Below are 18,159 nucleotides of genomic sequence, written 5' to 3'. Positions count from 1 at the left end.
GGCGGGGGCGGCGGCCCCGCGTGCGGCACGGGTGGCCTCCGCGCGTGAGCGGGCCGCTCCGTCGCACCGGGGTCACCGGGCCCGGGGCGGGGCGGCGTTCGGAACCCGGCACCGGCGGCGGGCCCGCACAGCGTAATGCCCGGCGGGTGGGGTGGGGAGTGTGGGAGTGGGGCGAGTGCGGGCGGGATGCGGGTGGGGCGCGTGCGGGCGGGATGCGGGTGGCGCCGAGGGGGCGGTCGCGCGGCGGGTGATGCGGGCGAGGCGGGCGAGGCGGGCGAGGCGGGCGAGGCGTGGTGGAGTGGCGAGAAGTGGCCGACGTTCCGGGGCGCGGTGGCGGGGAGGGAGCCGGAACCGCTAGGTTAGGCAAGCCTAACCTAAGGAGTGAGTGATGAGCAGTCGCGCCGATGCCCGCCCACCCGAGCCGTCCCGCGCGGAACGGGTGCGTTCCGTGCTGTCCGCCGCGCGGTCCCTGACGGTGACGACCGACGGCTACCGCTGCGACCTGGCCGGTGCGCACAGCCTCGACGAGCGGGGCCGGCTGACGCTGCGCCTGCCCGCCGACTGCCACCTGGCGGCGGCCGTGGCATGCGCGCCCCGGGGCGACCTCGCGGCCGTGCTGCAGTTCACCGACGTGGCGCCGACCTCCGTACGGGACCGGGTCCGGGCCAGGGTGACCCTCTCCGGCTGGCTCACCGAGGACGGGTCGGCGGAGCCGGAAGCGGCCGGGGCCGTGGGCGGGGACGGGACGGTGGAGGGCGTCGCCCTGCGGCTGGACGCCGTGCGCGCCACCCTCGACACCGGGGAGGGCGCCGAGGGCGTCGGCCTGGACGAGCTGGTCCTCGCCGGGGCGGACCCGCTGGCGGGCCACGAGGCGGCGCTGCTGATCCACCTGACCGACGACCACCCGGACGCGGTCGCCCGGCTGGCCCGGCTGGTCGAGCCGCGCCACCTCCACGGCGTCCGGCGCGTGGTGCCCGTGGGCCTCGACCGGTACGGGATCACCCTCCGGCTGGAGCACGCCCGCACCCACGACGACGTCCGGCTGCCGTTCGCCGTCCCGCTGCGCGACGCCGCCGAGTTCGGCGACCGCATCCAGGCGCTGCTCGCCGCCGCCCACGCCTGTCCGCGCCGACGCCGCAGCCTGCACACCCGGCCATGACGCGCGTACCGGCACGACCGCCGCGCCCCGGCCCCGCGCCCGGAACGGGCCCCGGGCCCGGAGCGCGTCCCGGCTTCGGACCCGGACCGGGCTCGCGGGACCAGGTCGCGGCGATCATCCGCGCGGCCCCGCTGGCCGCGGCGCTCTACACGCCCCCACCGCCGCCACCGGCACCGCCGCCCAGCCGCACCGGCAGCGACCGGTGGCCGTTGGAGATGAACGACTCGACCGGCAGCAACTCGGTCGGCGGGACGGCCAGTTCCATGTCCGGGAACCGGTCGAACAGAGCGGGCAGCGCGATCCGCGCCTCCATCCGGCCCAGCGGGGCGCCCAGGCAGTAGTGCACACCGTGGCCGAAGGCCAGGTGCTCCTTGTCGGCCCGCGTGACGTCGAACCGGTCGGCGTCCTTCCCGTACCGCCCGGGATCGCGGCCCGCCGCCGCGTACGCGGCCAGGATGGCGTCCCCCTTGCGGATGACCACGCCGTCGAGCGCGATGTCCTCCACGGCGTACCGCAGCGGGAGGCTGGCGACCGGGGCGTCCGACCGCAGGGTCTCCTCGATCACGTCGTCCCAGGAGGCGCGCCCCGCCCTGAGGTGCGCCAGCTGCTCGGGGTGGGTGAGCAGGGCGTGGATGGCGTTGTCGATGAGGTTGACGGTCGTCTCGTGACCGGCGCTGATCATCAGCACCAGGGTGCCGAGCAGTTCCTCCTCGCTCAGCCGGGTGCCGCCCTCGTCGTCACGCGCCGCGATCAGACCGCTGGTCATGTCGTCGCCCGGTGACTGCCGCTTCGCCGCGACGAGTTCGCCCATGACGGCGTACAGCCGGGTGTAGGTGGCGGTGACCTCGTCGGGGTCGGCGGCGGTGTGGAAGATGCTGTCGACGATGGTGCGCAGTTCCTCCCGCTTCTCCTCCGGGAGGCCGAACAGCTCGCTGATCACCTGGATGGGCAGCGGGTACGCGTACATCTCGCGCAGGTCGACCGTCCCGCCGTCCCGCCCGGCCCCGGCGATCCGGTCCAGCAGCTCCGCCGTGATCTCCTCCACGCGCGGCCGCAGCGCGGCGGTGCGGCGCGCGGTGAACGCCTTGGCGACCAGGGTGCGCAGGCGTCTGTGCTCGCCCCCGTACGCCGTGAACATGTTCTCCACCGCGACCCAGGTGAACAGGGGCCACTGGGGTGAGATCTCGCCGTTGATCCAGGCCGGCCAGTGCTGCCGCGGGTCCTTGGAGACGCGAGGGTCGGTGAGCAGCCGTTTCAGCGGTTCGGAACCGCTGACCGCCCACGCCGTGACACCGCCGGGGAGCTGGACCCGGGCGACCGGTCCCCTCTCCCGCAACCGGGCGGCCTCCGCGTGGATGTCACGGCCGGTCGGGTCGATCACCAGGGGGTCGGGGTCGCGCATGGGGCCTCCTGAACTCGGGCTCCGGCAGAGGCGTTTCACGCTACGCGCGCCGAGGCCGCGGAACGAGACCGCACCGGTTCGCTCGCGAATGGGCGAAACCGACCAGTAACTACATGACCATATGGTGTGCTTTCCCCGCCGTGGAACACACGGTTCACCTTGGGGAGGACTCTTGAAGGTTCGCTTCGCCGCGTCGGCAGCCGTCGTCGCCACCGCCGTCGCCGGAAGCCTGCTGACCGTCGCTCCGGCCGCCCAGGCCGCCGGGGGCGTCAGCATCTACCGCGTGTACTACAACTCGCCCGGCACGGACAACCGGACCAACACCTCGTTGAACGCCGAGTGGGTGCAGCTCTACAACTCCAGCACGTCCGCCATCTCCCTCAGCAACTGGAAGCTGAAGGACCGGGCCGGCTGGACGTACACCTTCAGCGGCACCATCGGCGCCAAGCGGTACGTGACGGTCCACACCGGCCGGGGCACCAACACCGCCGGGCACCGCTACTGGGGCCGGGCGGCGTACGTGTGGAACAACGACGGCGACACCGCCTACCTGCGCAAGGCGTCGGGCACGCTCGTCGACTCGTGCGCGTGGGGCTCCACCGGCTCGTCGAAGTACTGCTGACGGGCCCGGCACGCTCGTTCTCCGTACCGGCGGGCGCCCCGCCGGTACGGTTTCCCGCGTGGCGGACATCTACGAACTCACGGTCGCGCTCGACCTGCGCGACCTCTCCGACGCGGAGACGGCCGAACTCCGCTGGCACCTGGGGCTGGGCCCGCAGCCGGAAGCGCTGACCATCGTGCGCTCCTTCCCCTTCGTGTACGAGGACGAGGACGGCCGGCCCGTCACGGAGGAGCAGCCCTTCGCGCTGCTGGGGCACCTCGGCGGGGCGCACAAGGTGGGCGGCGCCCTCACCTCCGCGCTGGTCCGGCGCCCCTCGGGGGGCTGGGCCCTCACCTCGCGGCAGGAGATCCACCCGGACGTGTCCGACGAGCTCGGTCAGCTGCTCGGCTGGCTGGCGGACCGGGCGACCGACCGCCACCGGCGCCCCGGGGACCACGTCCACATCGGCTCGCTCCGCTTCCACGAGGAGGACCGCCCCGACGCCCTGATGGTCCGGGACGGCACGGTGGCGTGGCCCTGGCCGTCCGGCTGGGACGCGGCCGGCGTCTGACGCCCGTCGGGTCCCGGTGACTCCGGGCCATGGCCGGCGCGCGTCTCCGTCAGGTCGGGTACTCGCCCAGCCAGCCGTGCGTCAGGAGGTGTTTGGGCAGGTACTCGGACTCGACCTCGATCGGGAACCCGGCGTCGTACGCCAGGCAGGCGATGGCCAGCGGGCCCAGCGCCAGGTACCAAGGAGTCCGCGTAACCCTGGTCGTCAGGGCCCGGGGAGCCGTGCCCGGTCACTTTCACCGTCATCTACGCCATCTACGCCTTCGTCGGAGCAACACCGCTACGCGCCCGACCGGTTCTCCGGACTCGGCAGGCAGGCAGGGTGCCCGCACGGCCGCTCGCCGGCAGGACCACTTCATGACCCGAATTCCGCCCCGCACGGCTTACGTCGGGTATTCGCCGACCCAGGTACGCCTGAGGAGATGCTTGGGGAGATACTCCGATTCGACCTCGATCGGCATACCGGCATCGTGCGCCATGCAGGCGATGGCGAGCGGGCCGAGGGCGACCAGTCCGTCGCCGCTCACGGCACGCGCCTCGTTCGCGGTCCAGTACTCCTTGTGCCATGTCAGAGCGTCCGCCAGCGCGGCGTTGAACTGCTCGGCCTCCCGGCGCTGGTACCGGCGGAAGAGCTCGATGGGCGGGTGGAGGATCTTGACCATCAGCTCTTCGCTCGCCGCACGCGCGCGTGCCGGGTCGGTTCCGTCGACCGCCTCGGCCAGGGAGTCCCACGTCTCCTGCCGGTGGAACCAGGCGTTCTGCAGGGTCTCGACCCAGGGGTGGATGTACTCGTCGAACTCGGCCCCGGACGCCCGGAGGAATGCGGCCGGTACGTGCGCCAGTCGATCGGCCCGCTCGTTCTCCCGGCAGATCACGGCCAGGTAGTACGAGGTGAGCCAGCTGGCCGCGTGCAAGTAGTCCTGCGGCCCGGTGGCCGGGAGGTGCCCCTCCGTCGCCGTTCCCGCCGCGAAGAGTGCCGAACCGGTCTGCATGGCCGTGACCCATGCCTCCCAGGTGGGGAACTCGGCGGCCTCCGGGTCCGTCAGGCACCGCCACTTCGCCGCGGAGAGCGTGTAGTCGAGTGCGTCGAAGCGGTCGAACTCCGAGGTCTCGATCTGCTCGAGCACGTCCTCCGCGCTCCTGATGACCGGTGCCATCGCCTCGCTTGCGTCGTCCGTGCGGAAACCGTGCCGCACGATGCGCGTGCCCACCTGCTCACTCCTTGGCCTCGGCCTGCGGTAGGTCGCTCACCCTTCCCGTCCGTCCCCGGCAGGCGGTCGGGGTGCGGGTGCGCACCCAGTGACTCCTCGTACCCCTGATCGTCAGGCCCCGGACCGCCGTGCCGGCGCACTTTCATCGTCATGAGGTTCCTCGGACAGGGGCGCGTACCGATGTCGGGCCCCGCCAGGCACACAGGCCCCTCGCGGGACCGCCGTGCCGCGGGCTTGCTCGGCACCACGAGACGCCATCACCCCGCGCCTCGGTGTCGGCATGCGGCTCATGTCGGGTACTCGCCCAGCCAGCCGTGCGTCAGGAGGTGCTTGGACAGGTACTCGGACTCGACCTCGATCGGGAACCCGGCGTCGTACGCCAGGCAGGCGATGGCGAGCGGGCCGAGTGCGACGGCCCCGTCGATGTCGGTCGACCGGTCCTCCGTCAGCGTCCAGTACGCCTTGTGCAGCTTCAGCGCCTCCACCAGGGCCGGGGTGAAGCCCTCCTCGTCCTTGCGGACGAAGTGGTGGAAGAGGTTGATCGGCGGGTGGAGCAGGCTCTGCAACATGTCCCGGGGGACGTTCCGCGCGATGGCCGGGTCCGACGCCCGGAGCGTGGCGGTGAGCTTCTCCACCAGCCCCGGCCTGCGCAGCCAGTACGTCTGGAGCGTGTCGATCCAGTGGTAGACGTAGTCGTCATAACGGCCGTCCGGTGACCGCAGACGGTCCAGCGGGATCTCGCACAGCCGCGTCATCCGCTCCTGATCGCGGCAGACGACCGCCAGCCAGAACGCGGTCAGCCATGCCCCGGCGTCGGCCATCGAGGAAGGCCCGGCGGCCGGCGGCGTCCGGAGCTTGCGGTTGACACGGACCTCGACCGTGCCCTCACGCACACCCGTCACCGCGAACACGGCCGAGCCGAGCTGCATGGCGTTGACCGCGGCGTCCCAGGTCTCCGCCTGCGCCGCCCGTGGGTCCACGGCGCAGCGGGCGTTGAGGACGAGGAGCGAGGTGCTGAACGTGGACTCGATCAGCTCCGTGGAGGACTCCAGGCCGTCGATCTCCCCCGCGAGGTGGTCGGCGAGACGCTGCGCCAGCGCCTCGGCGCCGGGGCCCGACGGGATGCCGTGGCGCGCAACGTTCTGGGTCACGGGCAGGTCCCCACGCGTGTGGCCGGCCGTGTCCGGTCGGCCGGCACCGCGTCGTCGAAGTGCCGGCCCCACGGGGCGTGCGTCGGCATCAGGTCGGGAACTCGCCCAGCCAGGCGCGGTTGAGCAGCTCGCTCGGCAGGTAGTCCGACTCGACCTCGATCGGGAACCCGGCGTCGTACGCCAGGCAGGCGATCGCGAGCGGGCCCAGCGCCAGGTACCCGGCGACACTGCGCTCCCGCTTCTCGGAAGCCGTCCAGTACAGCTTGTGCATCTCCAGCGCCTCGACCAGCGCCTGGTTGAACGCCGCGTGATCCTTGCGCAGGAAGCACTGGAAGAGATTGACCGGCTGATAGAGGATCCGCTCCACCAGCTCCATGTCCGCCACCTCGATCGCGTTCGGATACGACGCCTCGATCGCGGCCAGCAGCTTCTCACCCAGCCCCGGACGCTCCAGCCAGTACGCCTGGAGAGCGTCGATCCACAGGTAGACGAACTCGTCGTACTGCGTACCCGAAGCACGCAGCACATCGAGCGGCACCTCGCACAGCGCGGTCATCCTCGCCTGCTCACGACAGACGACGGCCAGCCAGAACGCGGTGACCCAATTGCCGGGGTTCGCGTGCAGCCCCGCACCCAGCGCCCGCAGGGTGCGCGTCTCGTCGGCGATCCGGCACTCCACAGTGCCCTCGGACCGGGTGGCGACGGCGAACATCGCAGAGCCGACCTGCATCGCCGTGACCGTGGCCTCCCACGTCGGGAGAGCCGACGCGTCCGGATTGACCGCCAGTCGTGCCTGGAGATGGAGCATCGCGGTGTCCAGAGCGCCGTCGAGCCTGCCCGGAGACTCCTCCAGGGCTGCGACCGTGCGCAGCAGGTCCCTGCCGCGTGACTCCGCGTACCTCTGGTCGTCAGGCCCCGGCGAGCCATGCCGGATCACGTTCACCGTCACAGCAGATTCCCGTTCTCGTCGCGCTTCCGAATATCGAACTTTTCCATCTGGTAGCCACCGTACAGGGGGCCGTCGGACTTGCCCTTCACCACGATGTAGTCCAGCTTGCCCAGGTCGAGAGCTGTTTCGAGCTTCTCGGCCAACTCCCCTTCGCTGGGGAAGTCACGCTCTCGCGCCTTCATCTCACGGATGATGTCGAGGAAGTACTCCCTCGACCCCTGCATCGCCCGACCACCCTGCGGCAGCTTGCGCGATCCCAGGTCGGTGTTGACATTGGACTTGGCCTCGACGACCACGTACTTGCCGTCCTCGCGCAGGTACACCTGGTCGAACTGGTCGTTGCCGTTCGCGGGCCCGTGCAGGGTCTCCCGCCGGACGATGTCGTCGTAGTGCTGCGGCACCACCTGCTGCGCGGCGACCGTCTCACCGTACGCCTCGGCGGCCTTGGTCCGCTCGTACGCGGCCGCACGGTACTTCTCCTGCGCGTCCACGCGCAGGGCGTCGTCCTCGGGCAGCCCGGAGTGCGCCGCCTTGACCTTCTCCGCCGCTGTTGCCGCGTCGATGGCGGTCCTGCGCTGACCGGCCGCCTCGTCGAGCACGCGGAGCGTCTCCGCGTCCAGGTGCGTCTTGCGCGTGCCGGAGGCACCCTCGCCGTCGAAGTACCTCTCGGGGATGGGCGGAGGAGCGTTCTTGGCCGAGATCCAGGGACTGTCCGGCGTATCCCTGATCAGTTGCGGCGGGACGCGGAGGCTCTCGTCGAACACCTTGGTGTTGAGGCGGCGCCCGTCCTTCGCGTAGTACTTCTCGAAGTACCCGTCCTCGTGGTTGGCACGGTAGACCTGGATCTCCGCGATCTGCTCGTCCGTGAGCGACCCGCGAGGACCGTACGGGTTGTCACCGTCGCGCATGAAGCTGGGCCGCTCGATCACGGCGGGAGGCGTCGAGGCGTCGTCGCCCGTGCGGGCCGCGTCGTCCGCGCCCGTCGCGGCGTCGTCCACCGCGCCGGTGCCCGGGGTGTCGGGGAGGCCCGAGCCCGGGGTGGCGTTGTCGGCGCCCGAGGTGCCGGGCACGCCGTTGTCGGCGGACGAACCGCCGGGGGTGGCGTTGTCGGCCGTGGAGGCGCCGGGGGGCACGTCGCGGCCGCCGCCCGTGGACGGGGTGGTGTCGGCGGGGCGGGTGCCGCCGGTGCCCGGGGTGTTGTCGAGGTTGTTGGTGGGCAGGTTGTCGCCCGCGCCGCCGCCCGGGAGATTGTTGCCGGCCTGGCCCGTGGGCAGGTTGTCGGCGAGGCCGCCCGGGGTGTTGTCGGCGAGGCCCGCCGGGCTGTCCGGGACGCGGACCTGGGCGTCGTCGCCGGCGCGGCCCACGTCGCCCAGGTTGTCGCCCAGGCTGTTGCCGAGGCTGACGGCGGTGTTGTCGCCCGCGTGGACGGCCGCGCCCGCCATGGCCGGGACCTTGGCCGGGGTGTCCACCCGGGGGTTGTCCGCGCCCGCGGCGGGGTTGGCATCGGGGTTCGTACCCCGGTCGACCACGTCCGTGGGCGAGTTCTTGACGTCGCCGACGACCTTGCCGTTCTCGTCGAGGATGTTGCCGTCGCGGTCCAGGAACTGCGGCGGGTCGCCGTCCTTGACGGGCAGCGGCGTCGCGTCCGCGGGCAGCGTCGGGGTGTCCTTGGGCACCGCGACCGTGCCCTCCTGGAGCGGCGTCGAGCCCGCCGGGGCCGGGGTGTCGTCCGGGAGCCTGACCATGCCGTCGCCCAGGTCGACCGCGCCGGGCGGGACCGCCGTGCCCTCGGGGAGGCGGACCGTGTTGGGCGGGACCTCGATGGCGCCCTCGGGCAGGGGGGTGCCGTCGGGGAGGTGGATCGTGCCGTCGGGGCGCATCAGGGAGCCCTCGGGGAGGATGACCGTGCCCTCGGGGAGGGGCGGCATGTTGATGTTGCCCATGCCCTTGAGACCGGCCATCACGTCGCCGATCTTCGTGATGCCGGCGCCCGCGCCCTTGAAGAGGTACGTCGTCGGGTCGATGGCCCGGCCGGCCTTGCCCGCGAACGAGAGGGCCCGGGCCGCGGCGCCGGCCTTGCCCGCGCCGGACACCGCGCCGCCCGCGCCGCCGGTGAAGACGGTGGTGAGCACGTTGAAGGTGACCGCACCGGCCGCACGGGCGGGGTTCGAGCCCCACTGGTCCCAGGCGACCAGCGCCTTGCCGGTCTCCTTCATGGCGGTGCGGGAGTCCCTGATCCAGCCGGGCAGCTGCTTGTCGTCGGCCATCCAGTACGCCGCGCCCAGCGGGCTCGCGGTGATCACCAGACCGGTGGCGAGCAGGCCCAGGCCCTTCCAGGCCTGTCCGGCCGCGTCCCAGCCCTGGAAGCCGACCAGGGTGCCGAGGCCCTTGATGGTGCCCCAGACACCGTCGACGATGACGCCCTTGCCGAAGTCGTAGGCGTGCTCCCACACCTGCCACCACGGCGTCGACTCCTCGACCGCGTCGCCCCAGGGCAGGCTCTTGGCCTGCTTGAGGGCCTCGGCGTCGTAGCCGTACATGCCCTCGCCGTTGGAGCCGTCGTTGACCTTCAGCGCCTTGCCGCCGACCAGGGCGACGATCTTGGCGTGGGCGGCGCGCTCGGCGGCCTGGAACTGCGTCCAGACCTCGGCGATCTCGTTGCGGCGGTCGTTGTTCTCCTCGACCAGGTCGCCGTCCTCACGCCACTTGTCGTCCTCGGCGATCTTCTGCCGGAAGGTGACGGCGTCGCGGCGCAGGTCGTCCAGCTTCTGCTTCAGGGGGCGGATGTCACTGGCGTAGGTCCCGAGCGCGCCGGCGATGGTGCACATGTCGCCGCTGATGTCGAGCGCCTTGTCCTTCACCGGCTGGGTGGTGGCGAACAGCTGCTCGGCCTCGGGGGCCTTGTAGAAGGCGCTGAGCCCGCCGAAGGAGCTGTGGACGTCGCCGGCGGCGGTGGCGATCCTGCCACCGACGCCGGACAGCGCCTTGACCTTCTCGTCGAGCAGTTCGAGGTTGCCGGTGAAGACCGGTACTTCGGCCGGGTCGACCGGCTGGTTCTCGCTCACTTCTTCCCCCCGAGCTCCTTCAGCAGGTCCAGTCGCACCTGTCGGGCCGCGTCCTGGGCCTCCTTGGCCTGGGTCAGGTCGCCCTCGACGTACTCGTTGGTCGCCGTGGCCGCGCCGATGACGGCCGCCTGGATGCGCTTGGCCATGGGCTCGAAGTGCGTCTTCTGCCGGCCGGTCATGTACTCGGCCAGCGCCGCGCCCACCGGGCCCGTCGCCTTCTGCGTCAGCGGCGCGCCCGAGGCCGTCGGGCCCTGCAACGGGATGTCGGCGGCCGAGCCCGGCACCGCCGTACCCGCCGCCTGCGCCGCCTGCTGCATGTCGGTGACCAGGGCGTTCAGGGCCTTCTCCAGTTCACCGGCGTGTGTGCCGACGACCTTGAGCTGACCCTGCACCCCCTGGGGCTGGATGTCCCACGCCGTCATGAAAACGCTCCCCCGTACCCGCGTCAGCCGATGTTGTCGACCGCGGCCTTCGCGCGCTGCAGCGTCGTCTGCGCGGTCGCGTCGTTCTTCTCCAGCGTCGTCTTGAGCAGCTGGATGATGTTGCGGACCTCCTGGGAGGCGGAGTTCCAGCGCAGTTCCTTGCCGTGGTACTCGTCCGCCACGCCGTCGGCCGCGAAGTCGGTCATCGCCGCCTTCACCTGCGCGTCACGCGCGGAGATCACCTGCTCCAGACGCGCGATCACCGCCTGGATGTTCATCTGGGCCTCGGACGAGGCACCCGTGTCGTACGAACGACGGTCGCTACCCGCAGCAGCCATCAGCAATCAACTCCCCGTGTACGGATCGGTCTAGCGGCCCGAGAAACGCGCCGCGTCGAAGTTCGCCGACGACATCTGCGTCCGCGCGTTGTCACCCTGCTCCTGGTCACCGGAGCCGAACGCCGACTCCATGCCCGACTGGCCGCCCAGGATGGCCGCCAGCGAGCCGTTCAGCGCGGCCGTGATCTCGTCCGAGCGCGACTTGAACGAGTCGAACGCCACCTTGCCCGCGCCGTTGAACTTGCCCTCCAACGGCGCCGCGGCCTGCACCAGCTGACGGATCAGCAGGCCCAGGTCGTTGCTCGACCCCTGCGACTGGGACATCAGGGTCGACAGGACCTGCGCCCCCATATCGAACTTCATCGGGCTACCCCCGCTGCGATGGACGATCGTATGGATCGAATGTACGACTACATGCCTATCAACTCACGCGTCGCTGCTGCAATCAGCAATCCCCGGCTCGCGGCCCTCTGCGACGAACACATGACATCACTCGCCCTTCAGGTGCCGCACCAGCCGCTCGAAGTCCTGCCACCCCGACAGGTCCGACGGGTCGCCGGGCAGCGGGTAGTACAGCGCCGGGCGTGATTTCGGGCCCAGTTGGACCGGCACCCGGTCCAGCGGGGTCTTCCGCGCCCGGTCGCCCGGCATCGCCCGGACCTCCTCCGCACCCAGCACGAACGCCAGCGGAACGCCCGGCCCCTCGAACCGCGGCGGCACCGCCAGGTCACGGCGCGCTTTGCGGAGCTGTACGAGCATCGACTGAAGCCGGTGACGGGTGGCCAGCACCTCGGCGGCCCTCGGCACGGCGTCCACCGGAGGCTCCTCGTCCGGCCCGTACCCGAACGCCAGCGTCACCTCCTCCTCCACCCCCGCCTTCGTCCGGCTCACGCGCACGGTGGCGAGCCCAGGACGCTCCGGGCTGCCGACCACGACCACCCACGTCGGCTCCGGCGCCCGCTCGAAGGCCACGTCCGTCAACCGCCGCAGCGACCACGGCAGGTTGGCCGGCTCCGCCGTGCCCCACCCGGCCGGCGCCTCACCGGTCAGCTCCCGCCACACCGCCTCCAGCGCGCCGCCCAGCACCAGCCGGTCGTCCGCCGGGTGGACCGTGCGGAACGTCAGGGCCAGCTGCCGCTCACCACTGTCGGTGACACCCTCCTGGAAGGAGGCGGCCACCCGGGCGCGCGGGTCGTCGTCCGTCGAGTCCGGCTCGGCGACCGGGAAGAACATCCCGTCCCGCCACGCCAGCACCGCGCCCGTCAGCCCGTCGTAGTAGCCGTCCCGCTCGTCCTGCACCACCCAGCGCGACGGCCACGCGGACAGCGCGCCGCGCACCGCCGGCGAGAGCGTGGTGCCCGCCGGGCTGACCACCTGGAGCCCGAGCCCGCCCTCGGCGGCCGCCCGGAACGCGTCCGCCAGCCAGGCCGTCATGGCCACCACGGGCCGGTCCTGGATGACGACGGCCACCTTGTCGGTCAGGACGTCCACCGCGGGCTGCGCGGACGCCGGAGGCGCGACGCCCACCCCGTCCGACGCCACCACGGCCAGCGACCGCGCCGCCTCCGGGGGCCACGCCGAGCCGCCCGTCAGCGACACCAGCCGGGCCGCGAACGTGCCCGCCAGCCGCTCCGCCTCCGCCACCCCGGTCGTGGCACGGGCCTCCGTCCACCAGAACGGCACCGGCGGCGGCGTGGCACCGAGCAGCCGCTCCGCCTCGCCGCGCACCTGCACCAGCAGCGGCGCCTCGACGGAGACGAGCGGGCGGCCCTGCTCGTCGCAGAGCCGTACGACGGCGTCCTCGCCGGCCGTGTCCACCAGCTTGTCGGGGCCGCCGGAGAGCAGGCCCGCGAGCACGGCCCACGGGTCCGGCATCCGCTCGGTGAGGGCTATGACGTCCTTGGTCATGGGGTCGTCCGGTCCTTCGCAGTCATCAGGATCAGGATTCGGGGGTGAACACCGTCTGGATCAGCCGGTTCGACTGGCCCCTGCGGATCAGCACGCCCCGCCCGGGCGGCTGCTGCGAGGCGTACACGCCCGGGAACAGCTGGCCCTCGCTGCGGTCACCCGCCATGAGGATCGCCGACGCCCCCGACTCGCGCAGGCCCTGCACCAGCGGCTCGTACATGCCGCGCGAGGCGCCCGCGACACGGCGCGTCAGCACGAAGTGCAGACCGATGTCGACGGCGGAGGGGATGTACGGCAGGAACGGCGCGAGCGGCGCCTGGCCGGCCGTCGTCAGCACGTCGTAGTCGTCCACGAGCACCACGATCCGCGGGCCGCTGCCCCAGCTGCCCGGCTCCAGGTCCTCCAGGCGGGCGCCCTCGTCGGGCAGCCGCTTCTCCAGCTCCGTGGCGATACCGGCGGCCAGTCCCCCGCACAGCTTGGCGTTGTACGCGTACCCGCCGAGGAACTCCTCGGGCACCACACCGCGCAGCCCCCGCCGCGGGTCCATGACGGCGAGGACCAGCTCGTCCTCGCCGTACCGCTCGACCAGCCCGCCGGCGATCGTCTTCAGCAGGTTCGTCTTGCCGCACTCGCTGTCGCCCATCACCAGCAGGTGCTGGTCGTGCTCGAACAGGTCGAGCAGCACGGGCGCGAGCGCCGTCTGGTCCAGGCCGATCGGCACCCGCCCGGGCTCGGCCACCGGCCCCGGCAGCAGGTGCGGCTCCAGGACGTGGGGCAGCACCCGCACCGGCTGCGCGACCTCGCCGCTCCAGGCGGCGCGGACCTGCCGGGCGGTGCGCTCCAGGACGGTGCCCAGGTCGGTGTTGTCGGCCAGCCCGTCCGTACGGGGCAGGGCGGCCTGCGCGAACAGCTTGCCGTCGGTCAGCACCCGGCCCGGCTCGTCGGGCGACAGGGTCTCGGCGAGCTTGCGGTCGATGCTCGTCTCGGTGGCGTCGTTGAGGCGCAGCTCGACACGGGTGCCGAAGTACGACTGGGTCGCGATGCGGACGTCGTTCCAGCGGAGCATGCCGGCGACGACGTGGATGCCGTACCCGCCGCCCCTCTTCAGGATGTCGACGACGGCGTCGTCCAGCTCGTCGAAGTCGTCGCGCAGCGCGCCGAAGCCGTCGATGACCAGGACGATCTCGGCGGACGCCAGCTGCGGGAGCCGGCCCGCCGCGTGCTGGGTGCGGAGCTGCTCGACGGAGTCGATGTTGTGCTCGCGGAAGAGGTCCTCGCGCAGCGCCAGCATGTTCCGCACCTCCTCGACCGTGCGGGAGGCCCGCTCGCGGTCGGCGCGGCTCGCGATGCCGCCGACGTGCGGCAGGCCGGACAGGGCCTGGAGGCCGCCGCCGACGAGGTCGAGGCCGTAGACGCCGACCTCCTGCGGGGTGTGCGTGAGGGCCAGCGACAGGACGAGCGTGCGCAGCAGGGTCGTCTTGCCGGACTGCGGGCCGCCGATGACGGCGGCGTGGCCGCCCGCCACCGTGAGGTCCAGGTACCACTCGCCCTGCCACTGCCTGGTCGGGTCGTCGAGCAGGCCCAGCGGCACCTGGAGCGGGCCGCGCCGCGCGGACAGCTGCATCCCGCGCGGGCCGGCCTGGAGGGGCCCGGCGACCCGGTCGAGGGCGACCGCGCCGGGCAGCGGGGGCAGCCAGATGCGGCGCACCGGGTCGGTGGGGGCGTTCTCCAACTGCTCGACCATGACGCCGAGCTCGGTCGGACCGGTCTCGCGGCGGCGCACCGGCGCCTCCTGCGGACCGGACTCCTCGGCCCGCCCCAGGGTGTTGTACGCCTCGTACTCCAGGGCCAGCGGACCGGTGTCCTCGTCCGCCGCGCGCCGCACCGGGCCGCGGTAGGCGCCGGAGACGTAACTCGCCTTGAACCGCTCGTAGTGGCTGGTGTCGACCTTCAGATAGCCGAAGCCGGGCAGCGGCGGCAGATGGAAGGCGTCGGTGGTGTCGAGGACCGTGCGGGACTCGTCGGCGGAGAAGGTCCGCAGGCCCAGCCGGTACGACAGGTAGGTGTCCAGGCCCTTGAGCCGGCCGCCCTCGATGCGCTGGCTGGACAGCAGCAGGTGCACGCCGATGGAGCGGCCGATACGGCCGATGGACAGGAACAGGTCGATGAAGTCCGGCTTGGCGGTGAGCAGTTCGCCGAACTCGTCGATGACGATGAACAGGTGCGGCAGCGGGTCCAGGTCGGGCCGCTTCTCGGCGCGCAGCGCCGCGTAGTCGCCGATGTCGGCGACGTTCCCCGCGTCCTTGAGGACCCGCTGGCGGCGTTTGACCTCGCCGGCGAGGGAGGCGTGGACGCGCTCGACCAGGCCGGCCTGGTTCTCCAGGTTGGTGATGACACCGGCGACGTGCGGCAGGTCGGCGAAGGGCGCGAAGGTGGCGCCGCCCTTGTAGTCGACGAGGACCAGGGCCAGGTCCTCCGGCGGGTGGGTGGCCACCAGGGCGAGCACCAGGGTGCGCAGCAGCTCCGACTTGCCGGAACCGGTGGCGCCGACGCACAGGCCGTGCGGGCCCATGCCCAGCTCGGAGGACTCCTTCAGGTCGAGCAGCACCGGCTCGTGGGCGTCGCTGATGCCGATCGGTACGCGCAGGAAGGCACGCTCCCCGCGCGGTGCCCACAGCGTGGCCAGGTCCAGCCGCGCCACGTCGTCGATGCCGAGCAGGTCGGCGAAGTCGACCGGCCCGGACAGCGGCGCGTCGCCGAGCGACTCGGCGGACAGCCGCAGCGGCGCCAGCATGCGGGCGAGGCCCTCGGCGAACGGCACGGACACCTCGTCGACGGTGCCGTGCGCGCCGACCGGCTCCTCCTCGCGGAGGTCCTCGATGGCGACCCGGTCGCCGTCGACGGTGATCCGCACGCCCACGTGCCCCGGCTCCTGGACGCGCTGCTCCAGCAGGTGCAGCACGGTCACGCCCATCTCGCGCAGGCCCACCGCGTCGTCGGGGCGCGGCAGGTCCACGGCGTCCTCCCCGTGCCCGTCGGCGACGACCAGCAGGCGGGACGACATGGACAGGGCGTCCTTGCCGGACAGGCCGCGGCGCACCTCGGCGGCGTAGGAGGCGCGGCGGCGCAGCTCGGGGCCGAGCTGCCGGGCGAGCTGCGGCACGGAGGGCGCGATGCGGCGGGCCGCGACGGGCCCGTCGAACTGGTCGCCGTCCAGCAGGTGGGGCATCCACTTGGCCCACTCCCAGTCGGCCAGCCGCTCCCCGGGCACCGCGAGCGCCACGCCCACGTCGTCCGGGGCGTGCAGGGCGGCGGCCTGCACGAGCAGGGCGCGGGCGACGCGCAGGCAGTCCTGGCGGGGGCCGACGACGCTGATGTTGCCGACGCGGTCGAGCGGGACGGTCAGCGGGAGTTCGGTGCCGGTGCGGAAGCGGTCCATCAGCGCCGACGCCTCGTTGAGCATGAACCGGTCGGGCGGGGTGAGGACGGAGGAGCCCTGGTCGCCGATGCGCAGGTCGCGCACCGGCATCTCGCCGGTGCCCACGCGCACGCGCAGGAAGTCGGCGTCGAGGCGGCGGCGCTCCCAGAGGCGCGCGGGGTCGCGGACGATGTCGTACAGCGCGTGCGGCGGCGGGTTGAGCACGTCGGCCCGCTCGCGGCGCTCCCGCTCCTCGGCGGACAGCTCCTCGCGCAGGTCCTCCAGGTACGCGAGGTAGGCCTCGCGCTGGGTGCGCCGGGTGCGCTGGGCCTTGCCGCGCTGCGAGAAGACCAGGACGAGCGAGCCGATGACGGTGATGACGAGGATCAGCGCGCCGAGGGCGGCGAACTGGCTGTTGCGGACGACGGTCATCATCACGACGGACGACATGACGCCGGCCACCGGCAGCAGCGACATCGCGACGTTGCCGCCCTTGCCCTCGGGCAGGTTGGGCGGGGCCTCGATGGTGCGCGCCTCGGAGGCGGCGGGCGGGCGGGTCGTCCGGGCGGGGCGGTGTATCAGTCGGGTGCTCATCGGTCCGCTCCCCCTCAGTGGCGCTTCTGGGACAGCTGGAAGACCTCGGCGGCGAGCCGGGTGGCGGCCTGCCGGGTGGGGTGGGCGAGCAGCTCGGTGCGGATCGGGCCGCCGGCCGCCAGGTGCCGGTCGTAGGGGAGGACCTGGACGCTCGCGCCGGTGGCGGCGAGCTTCCGGGTGGCCTCGTCGAGGTCCAGTCCGGTGTGCGGCACGAGTTCGGTGAGGACGACGACGGTGCCGGCGATGATGTGGCGGGGCAGGCCCTGCATCCACTGGAGCACCGCGTGGGTGCTGGCGATGCCCTCCAGGGTGGCGGGCGTCGTCAGGACGCGGGCCTGGGCCGCGGAGAGCGCGACGCGGGCGACCTCGGCGGGCAGGGTCTCGCAGTCGACGACGGTCACGCCGAAGTAGCGGCGCAGCGCGACCATGACCCGCTCGTACGCGCGGGTGTCCAGCATGGCGCCGATGCGGCCCTGGCTGCCGGGCAGCAGCCAGGCGTTGTCGGGGAGCTGGACGAGGTAGCCGGTGACGTCCAGCAGCGACATCTGCGGTTCGACGATGCCTGCGACGTCACCGGTGGTCCACCGCAGCGTCTCGGCGCCGAGCCGCAGCGGCAGCGACCCGAGCGCCGGGTCCGCCTCGACCAGCAGGACGGGGTCCTGCCGGTAGTGGGCGTAGGTGAGGCCCAGCAGCGCGGCGACGGTCGACTTGCCGGCGCCGCCGCGGATGGACGTGACGGCGATCTGCCGTCCGGTCGTCACCGGCTGCTGGAGCGTCTCGGCGGTCCGGGTCGTCTCGGCGACCTCCCGGGCGGCGGACGAGGAGACGGTACGGCGCACGGCGCGGAGGGCGCGGGTGGCGAGCGGCTCGCCCCGGCGGGGCTTGCGCCCGGCGGCGGCGAGGTCCTTGTCCACGACGGGGCGGGAGTCGGGCGTGGCGGGGCCCTGGGGGTACGGGGAGGGGGCCTGGGCGGCGGGGGCGTGGCCGGCCGCGTCGTGGGCCCGGGGGTGCGCGGGGGCCTGGGCGGCGGGGGCGTGGGCGGCGGGCGCGGGGGCCGGTGCCGGGGTCTGCCGGCCGGGGGCCTGCGGGGCCTGCGCCGCCTCGGCCGCCGGGGCGAGCCGTGCCTGCGCCTGCGGATCGGGTGCGGTGTGCGGCGGGTGGGCGTGCGGGGCGGCGGCGTGCGGGGCGGGCTGCCGGGGCACGTGACCGGCGGGCTGCGCCGGCGGTACGGGGGCGGGGCCCCCCCGGGGCCCCCGCTGCCCGCCCGCGGGCGGGGGGCCCGGCCTGGGCCTGGGCCGGGGCGTGCGGCGCCCGGGGCAGCGGGGTCTGGCCCGCCGGGGCGGGCCGGCGCGGCGGGGGGGGCCTGCGCGG

The 18,159-nt window shown here is 73.1% G+C and carries 15 protein-coding genes; 3 read left to right on the top strand and 12 right to left on the bottom strand.

Annotated elements, in window-relative coordinates; translation table 11 throughout:
• The first annotated feature begins 388 nt into the window (after positions 1-388).
• Positions 389-1,159 (top strand): DUF2470 domain-containing protein, encoded by a 771-nt coding sequence (locus tag A4V12_RS00815; RefSeq protein ID WP_064067194.1) that lies wholly within the window; start codon positions 389-391, stop codon positions 1,157-1,159.
• Between the two features lie 145 nt (positions 1,160-1,304).
• Here A4V12_RS00815 and A4V12_RS00810 read toward each other — a convergent pair whose 3' ends face one another.
• Entirely contained in the window at positions 1,305-2,561 is a 1,257-nt protein-coding gene (locus A4V12_RS00810; RefSeq protein WP_064067193.1) for a cytochrome P450 family protein, read from the bottom strand.
• A 172-nt stretch (positions 2,562-2,733) separates the two neighbouring features.
• On the opposite strand from A4V12_RS00810, the gene A4V12_RS00805 reads away from it, so the two are divergent.
• Entirely contained in the window at positions 2,734-3,183 is a 450-nt protein-coding gene (locus A4V12_RS00805) for a lamin tail domain-containing protein (protein WP_064067192.1), read from the top strand.
• A 58-nt stretch (positions 3,184-3,241) separates the two neighbouring features.
• Complete coding sequence (locus A4V12_RS00800) at positions 3,242-3,733, top strand: hypothetical protein (RefSeq protein ID WP_064067191.1); 492 nt, start codon at positions 3,242-3,244, stop codon at positions 3,731-3,733.
• A gap of 49 nt (positions 3,734-3,782) precedes the next feature.
• On the opposite strand, the gene A4V12_RS34110 is transcribed toward A4V12_RS00800, so the two are convergent.
• The 11 genes from A4V12_RS34110 to A4V12_RS00750 all read right to left on the bottom strand — a co-directional run bounded on the left by A4V12_RS34110 (position 3,783) and on the right by A4V12_RS00750 (position 17,990).
• Positions 3,783-3,941, bottom strand: a complete 159-nt coding sequence (locus tag A4V12_RS34110) for an Imm49 family immunity protein (protein WP_079136739.1) — start codon at positions 3,939-3,941, stop codon at positions 3,783-3,785.
• Positions 3,942-4,115: 174 nt separating this feature from the next.
• Positions 4,116-4,943, bottom strand: coding sequence for an immunity 49 family protein (locus A4V12_RS00795; RefSeq protein ID WP_234372027.1), 828 nt, complete (start codon positions 4,941-4,943; stop codon positions 4,116-4,118).
• A 287-nt stretch (positions 4,944-5,230) separates the two neighbouring features.
• A complete protein-coding gene (locus tag A4V12_RS00790) occupies positions 5,231-6,094 on the bottom strand; it encodes an immunity 49 family protein (protein ID WP_064067190.1) in 864 nt (287 codons plus the stop codon).
• A gap of 88 nt (positions 6,095-6,182) precedes the next feature.
• A complete protein-coding gene (locus tag A4V12_RS00785) occupies positions 6,183-7,043 on the bottom strand; it encodes an immunity 49 family protein (RefSeq protein WP_064067189.1) in 861 nt (286 codons plus the stop codon).
• Positions 7,040-10,108: a hypothetical protein gene (locus tag A4V12_RS00780; protein WP_064067188.1), complete on the bottom strand. Its 3,069-nt coding sequence runs from the start codon at positions 10,106-10,108 to the stop codon at positions 7,040-7,042. Before A4V12_RS00780 ends, A4V12_RS00785 begins: the two co-directional genes overlap by 4 nt.
• Positions 10,105-10,530 carry a DUF6507 family protein gene (locus tag A4V12_RS00775; protein WP_064067187.1) on the bottom strand — a complete coding sequence of 142 codons (426 nt, stop codon included), beginning with the start codon at positions 10,528-10,530 and terminating at the stop codon, positions 10,105-10,107. Before A4V12_RS00775 ends, A4V12_RS00780 begins: the two co-directional genes overlap by 4 nt.
• Positions 10,531-10,553: 23 nt before the next feature.
• A complete protein-coding gene (locus A4V12_RS00770) occupies positions 10,554-10,868 on the bottom strand; it encodes a pore-forming ESAT-6 family protein (protein ID WP_064067186.1) in 315 nt (104 codons plus the stop codon).
• 30 nt (positions 10,869-10,898) lie between these two features.
• On the bottom strand, positions 10,899-11,231 hold the full coding sequence (locus tag A4V12_RS00765; RefSeq protein ID WP_064067185.1) for a hypothetical protein: 333 nt from the start codon (positions 11,229-11,231) through the stop codon (positions 10,899-10,901).
• A gap of 126 nt (positions 11,232-11,357) precedes the next feature.
• Positions 11,358-12,776, bottom strand: coding sequence for a DUF6177 family protein (locus tag A4V12_RS00760; RefSeq protein WP_064067184.1), 1,419 nt, complete (start codon positions 12,774-12,776; stop codon positions 11,358-11,360).
• 31 nt (positions 12,777-12,807) lie between these two features.
• Positions 12,808-16,788: a type VII secretion protein EccCa gene (gene eccCa, locus A4V12_RS00755; RefSeq protein WP_064067183.1), complete on the bottom strand. Its 3,981-nt coding sequence runs from the start codon at positions 16,786-16,788 to the stop codon at positions 12,808-12,810.
• A gap of 14 nt (positions 16,789-16,802) precedes the next feature.
• Entirely contained in the window at positions 16,803-17,990 is a 1,188-nt protein-coding gene (locus A4V12_RS00750) for a MinD/ParA family ATP-binding protein (protein ID WP_234372026.1), read from the bottom strand.
• Positions 17,991-18,159: the final 169 nt, after the last annotated feature.

Origin of the sequence: Streptomyces noursei (genome assembly GCF_001646665.1) — a bacterium.
Classification (GTDB): Bacteria; Actinomycetota; Actinomycetes; order Streptomycetales; family Streptomycetaceae; genus Streptomyces; species Streptomyces lavendulocolor.
The sequence above is the reverse complement of the archived record's forward strand: the minus strand, read 5'-3'. Positions and strand labels throughout refer to the sequence as shown.

Coding starts and splice junctions, on each gene's coding strand:
- A4V12_RS00815 (WP_064067194.1), top strand. CDS start 389: ATGAGCAGTCGCGCCGATGCCCGCCCACCCGAGCCGTCCCGCGCGGAA.
- A4V12_RS00810 (WP_064067193.1), bottom strand. CDS start 2,561: ATGCGCGACCCCGACCCCCTGGTGATCGACCCGACCGGCCGTGACATC.
- A4V12_RS00775 (WP_064067187.1), bottom strand. CDS start 10,530: ATGACGGCGTGGGACATCCAGCCCCAGGGGGTGCAGGGTCAGCTCAAG.
- A4V12_RS00770 (WP_064067186.1), bottom strand. CDS start 10,868: ATGGCTGCTGCGGGTAGCGACCGTCGTTCGTACGACACGGGTGCCTCG.
- A4V12_RS00765 (WP_064067185.1), bottom strand. CDS start 11,231: ATGAAGTTCGATATGGGGGCGCAGGTCCTGTCGACCCTGATGTCCCAG.
- A4V12_RS00760 (WP_064067184.1), bottom strand. CDS start 12,776: ATGACCAAGGACGTCATAGCCCTCACCGAGCGGATGCCGGACCCGTGG.
- eccCa (WP_064067183.1), bottom strand. CDS start 16,788: ATGAGCACCCGACTGATACACCGCCCCGCCCGGACGACCCGCCCGCCC.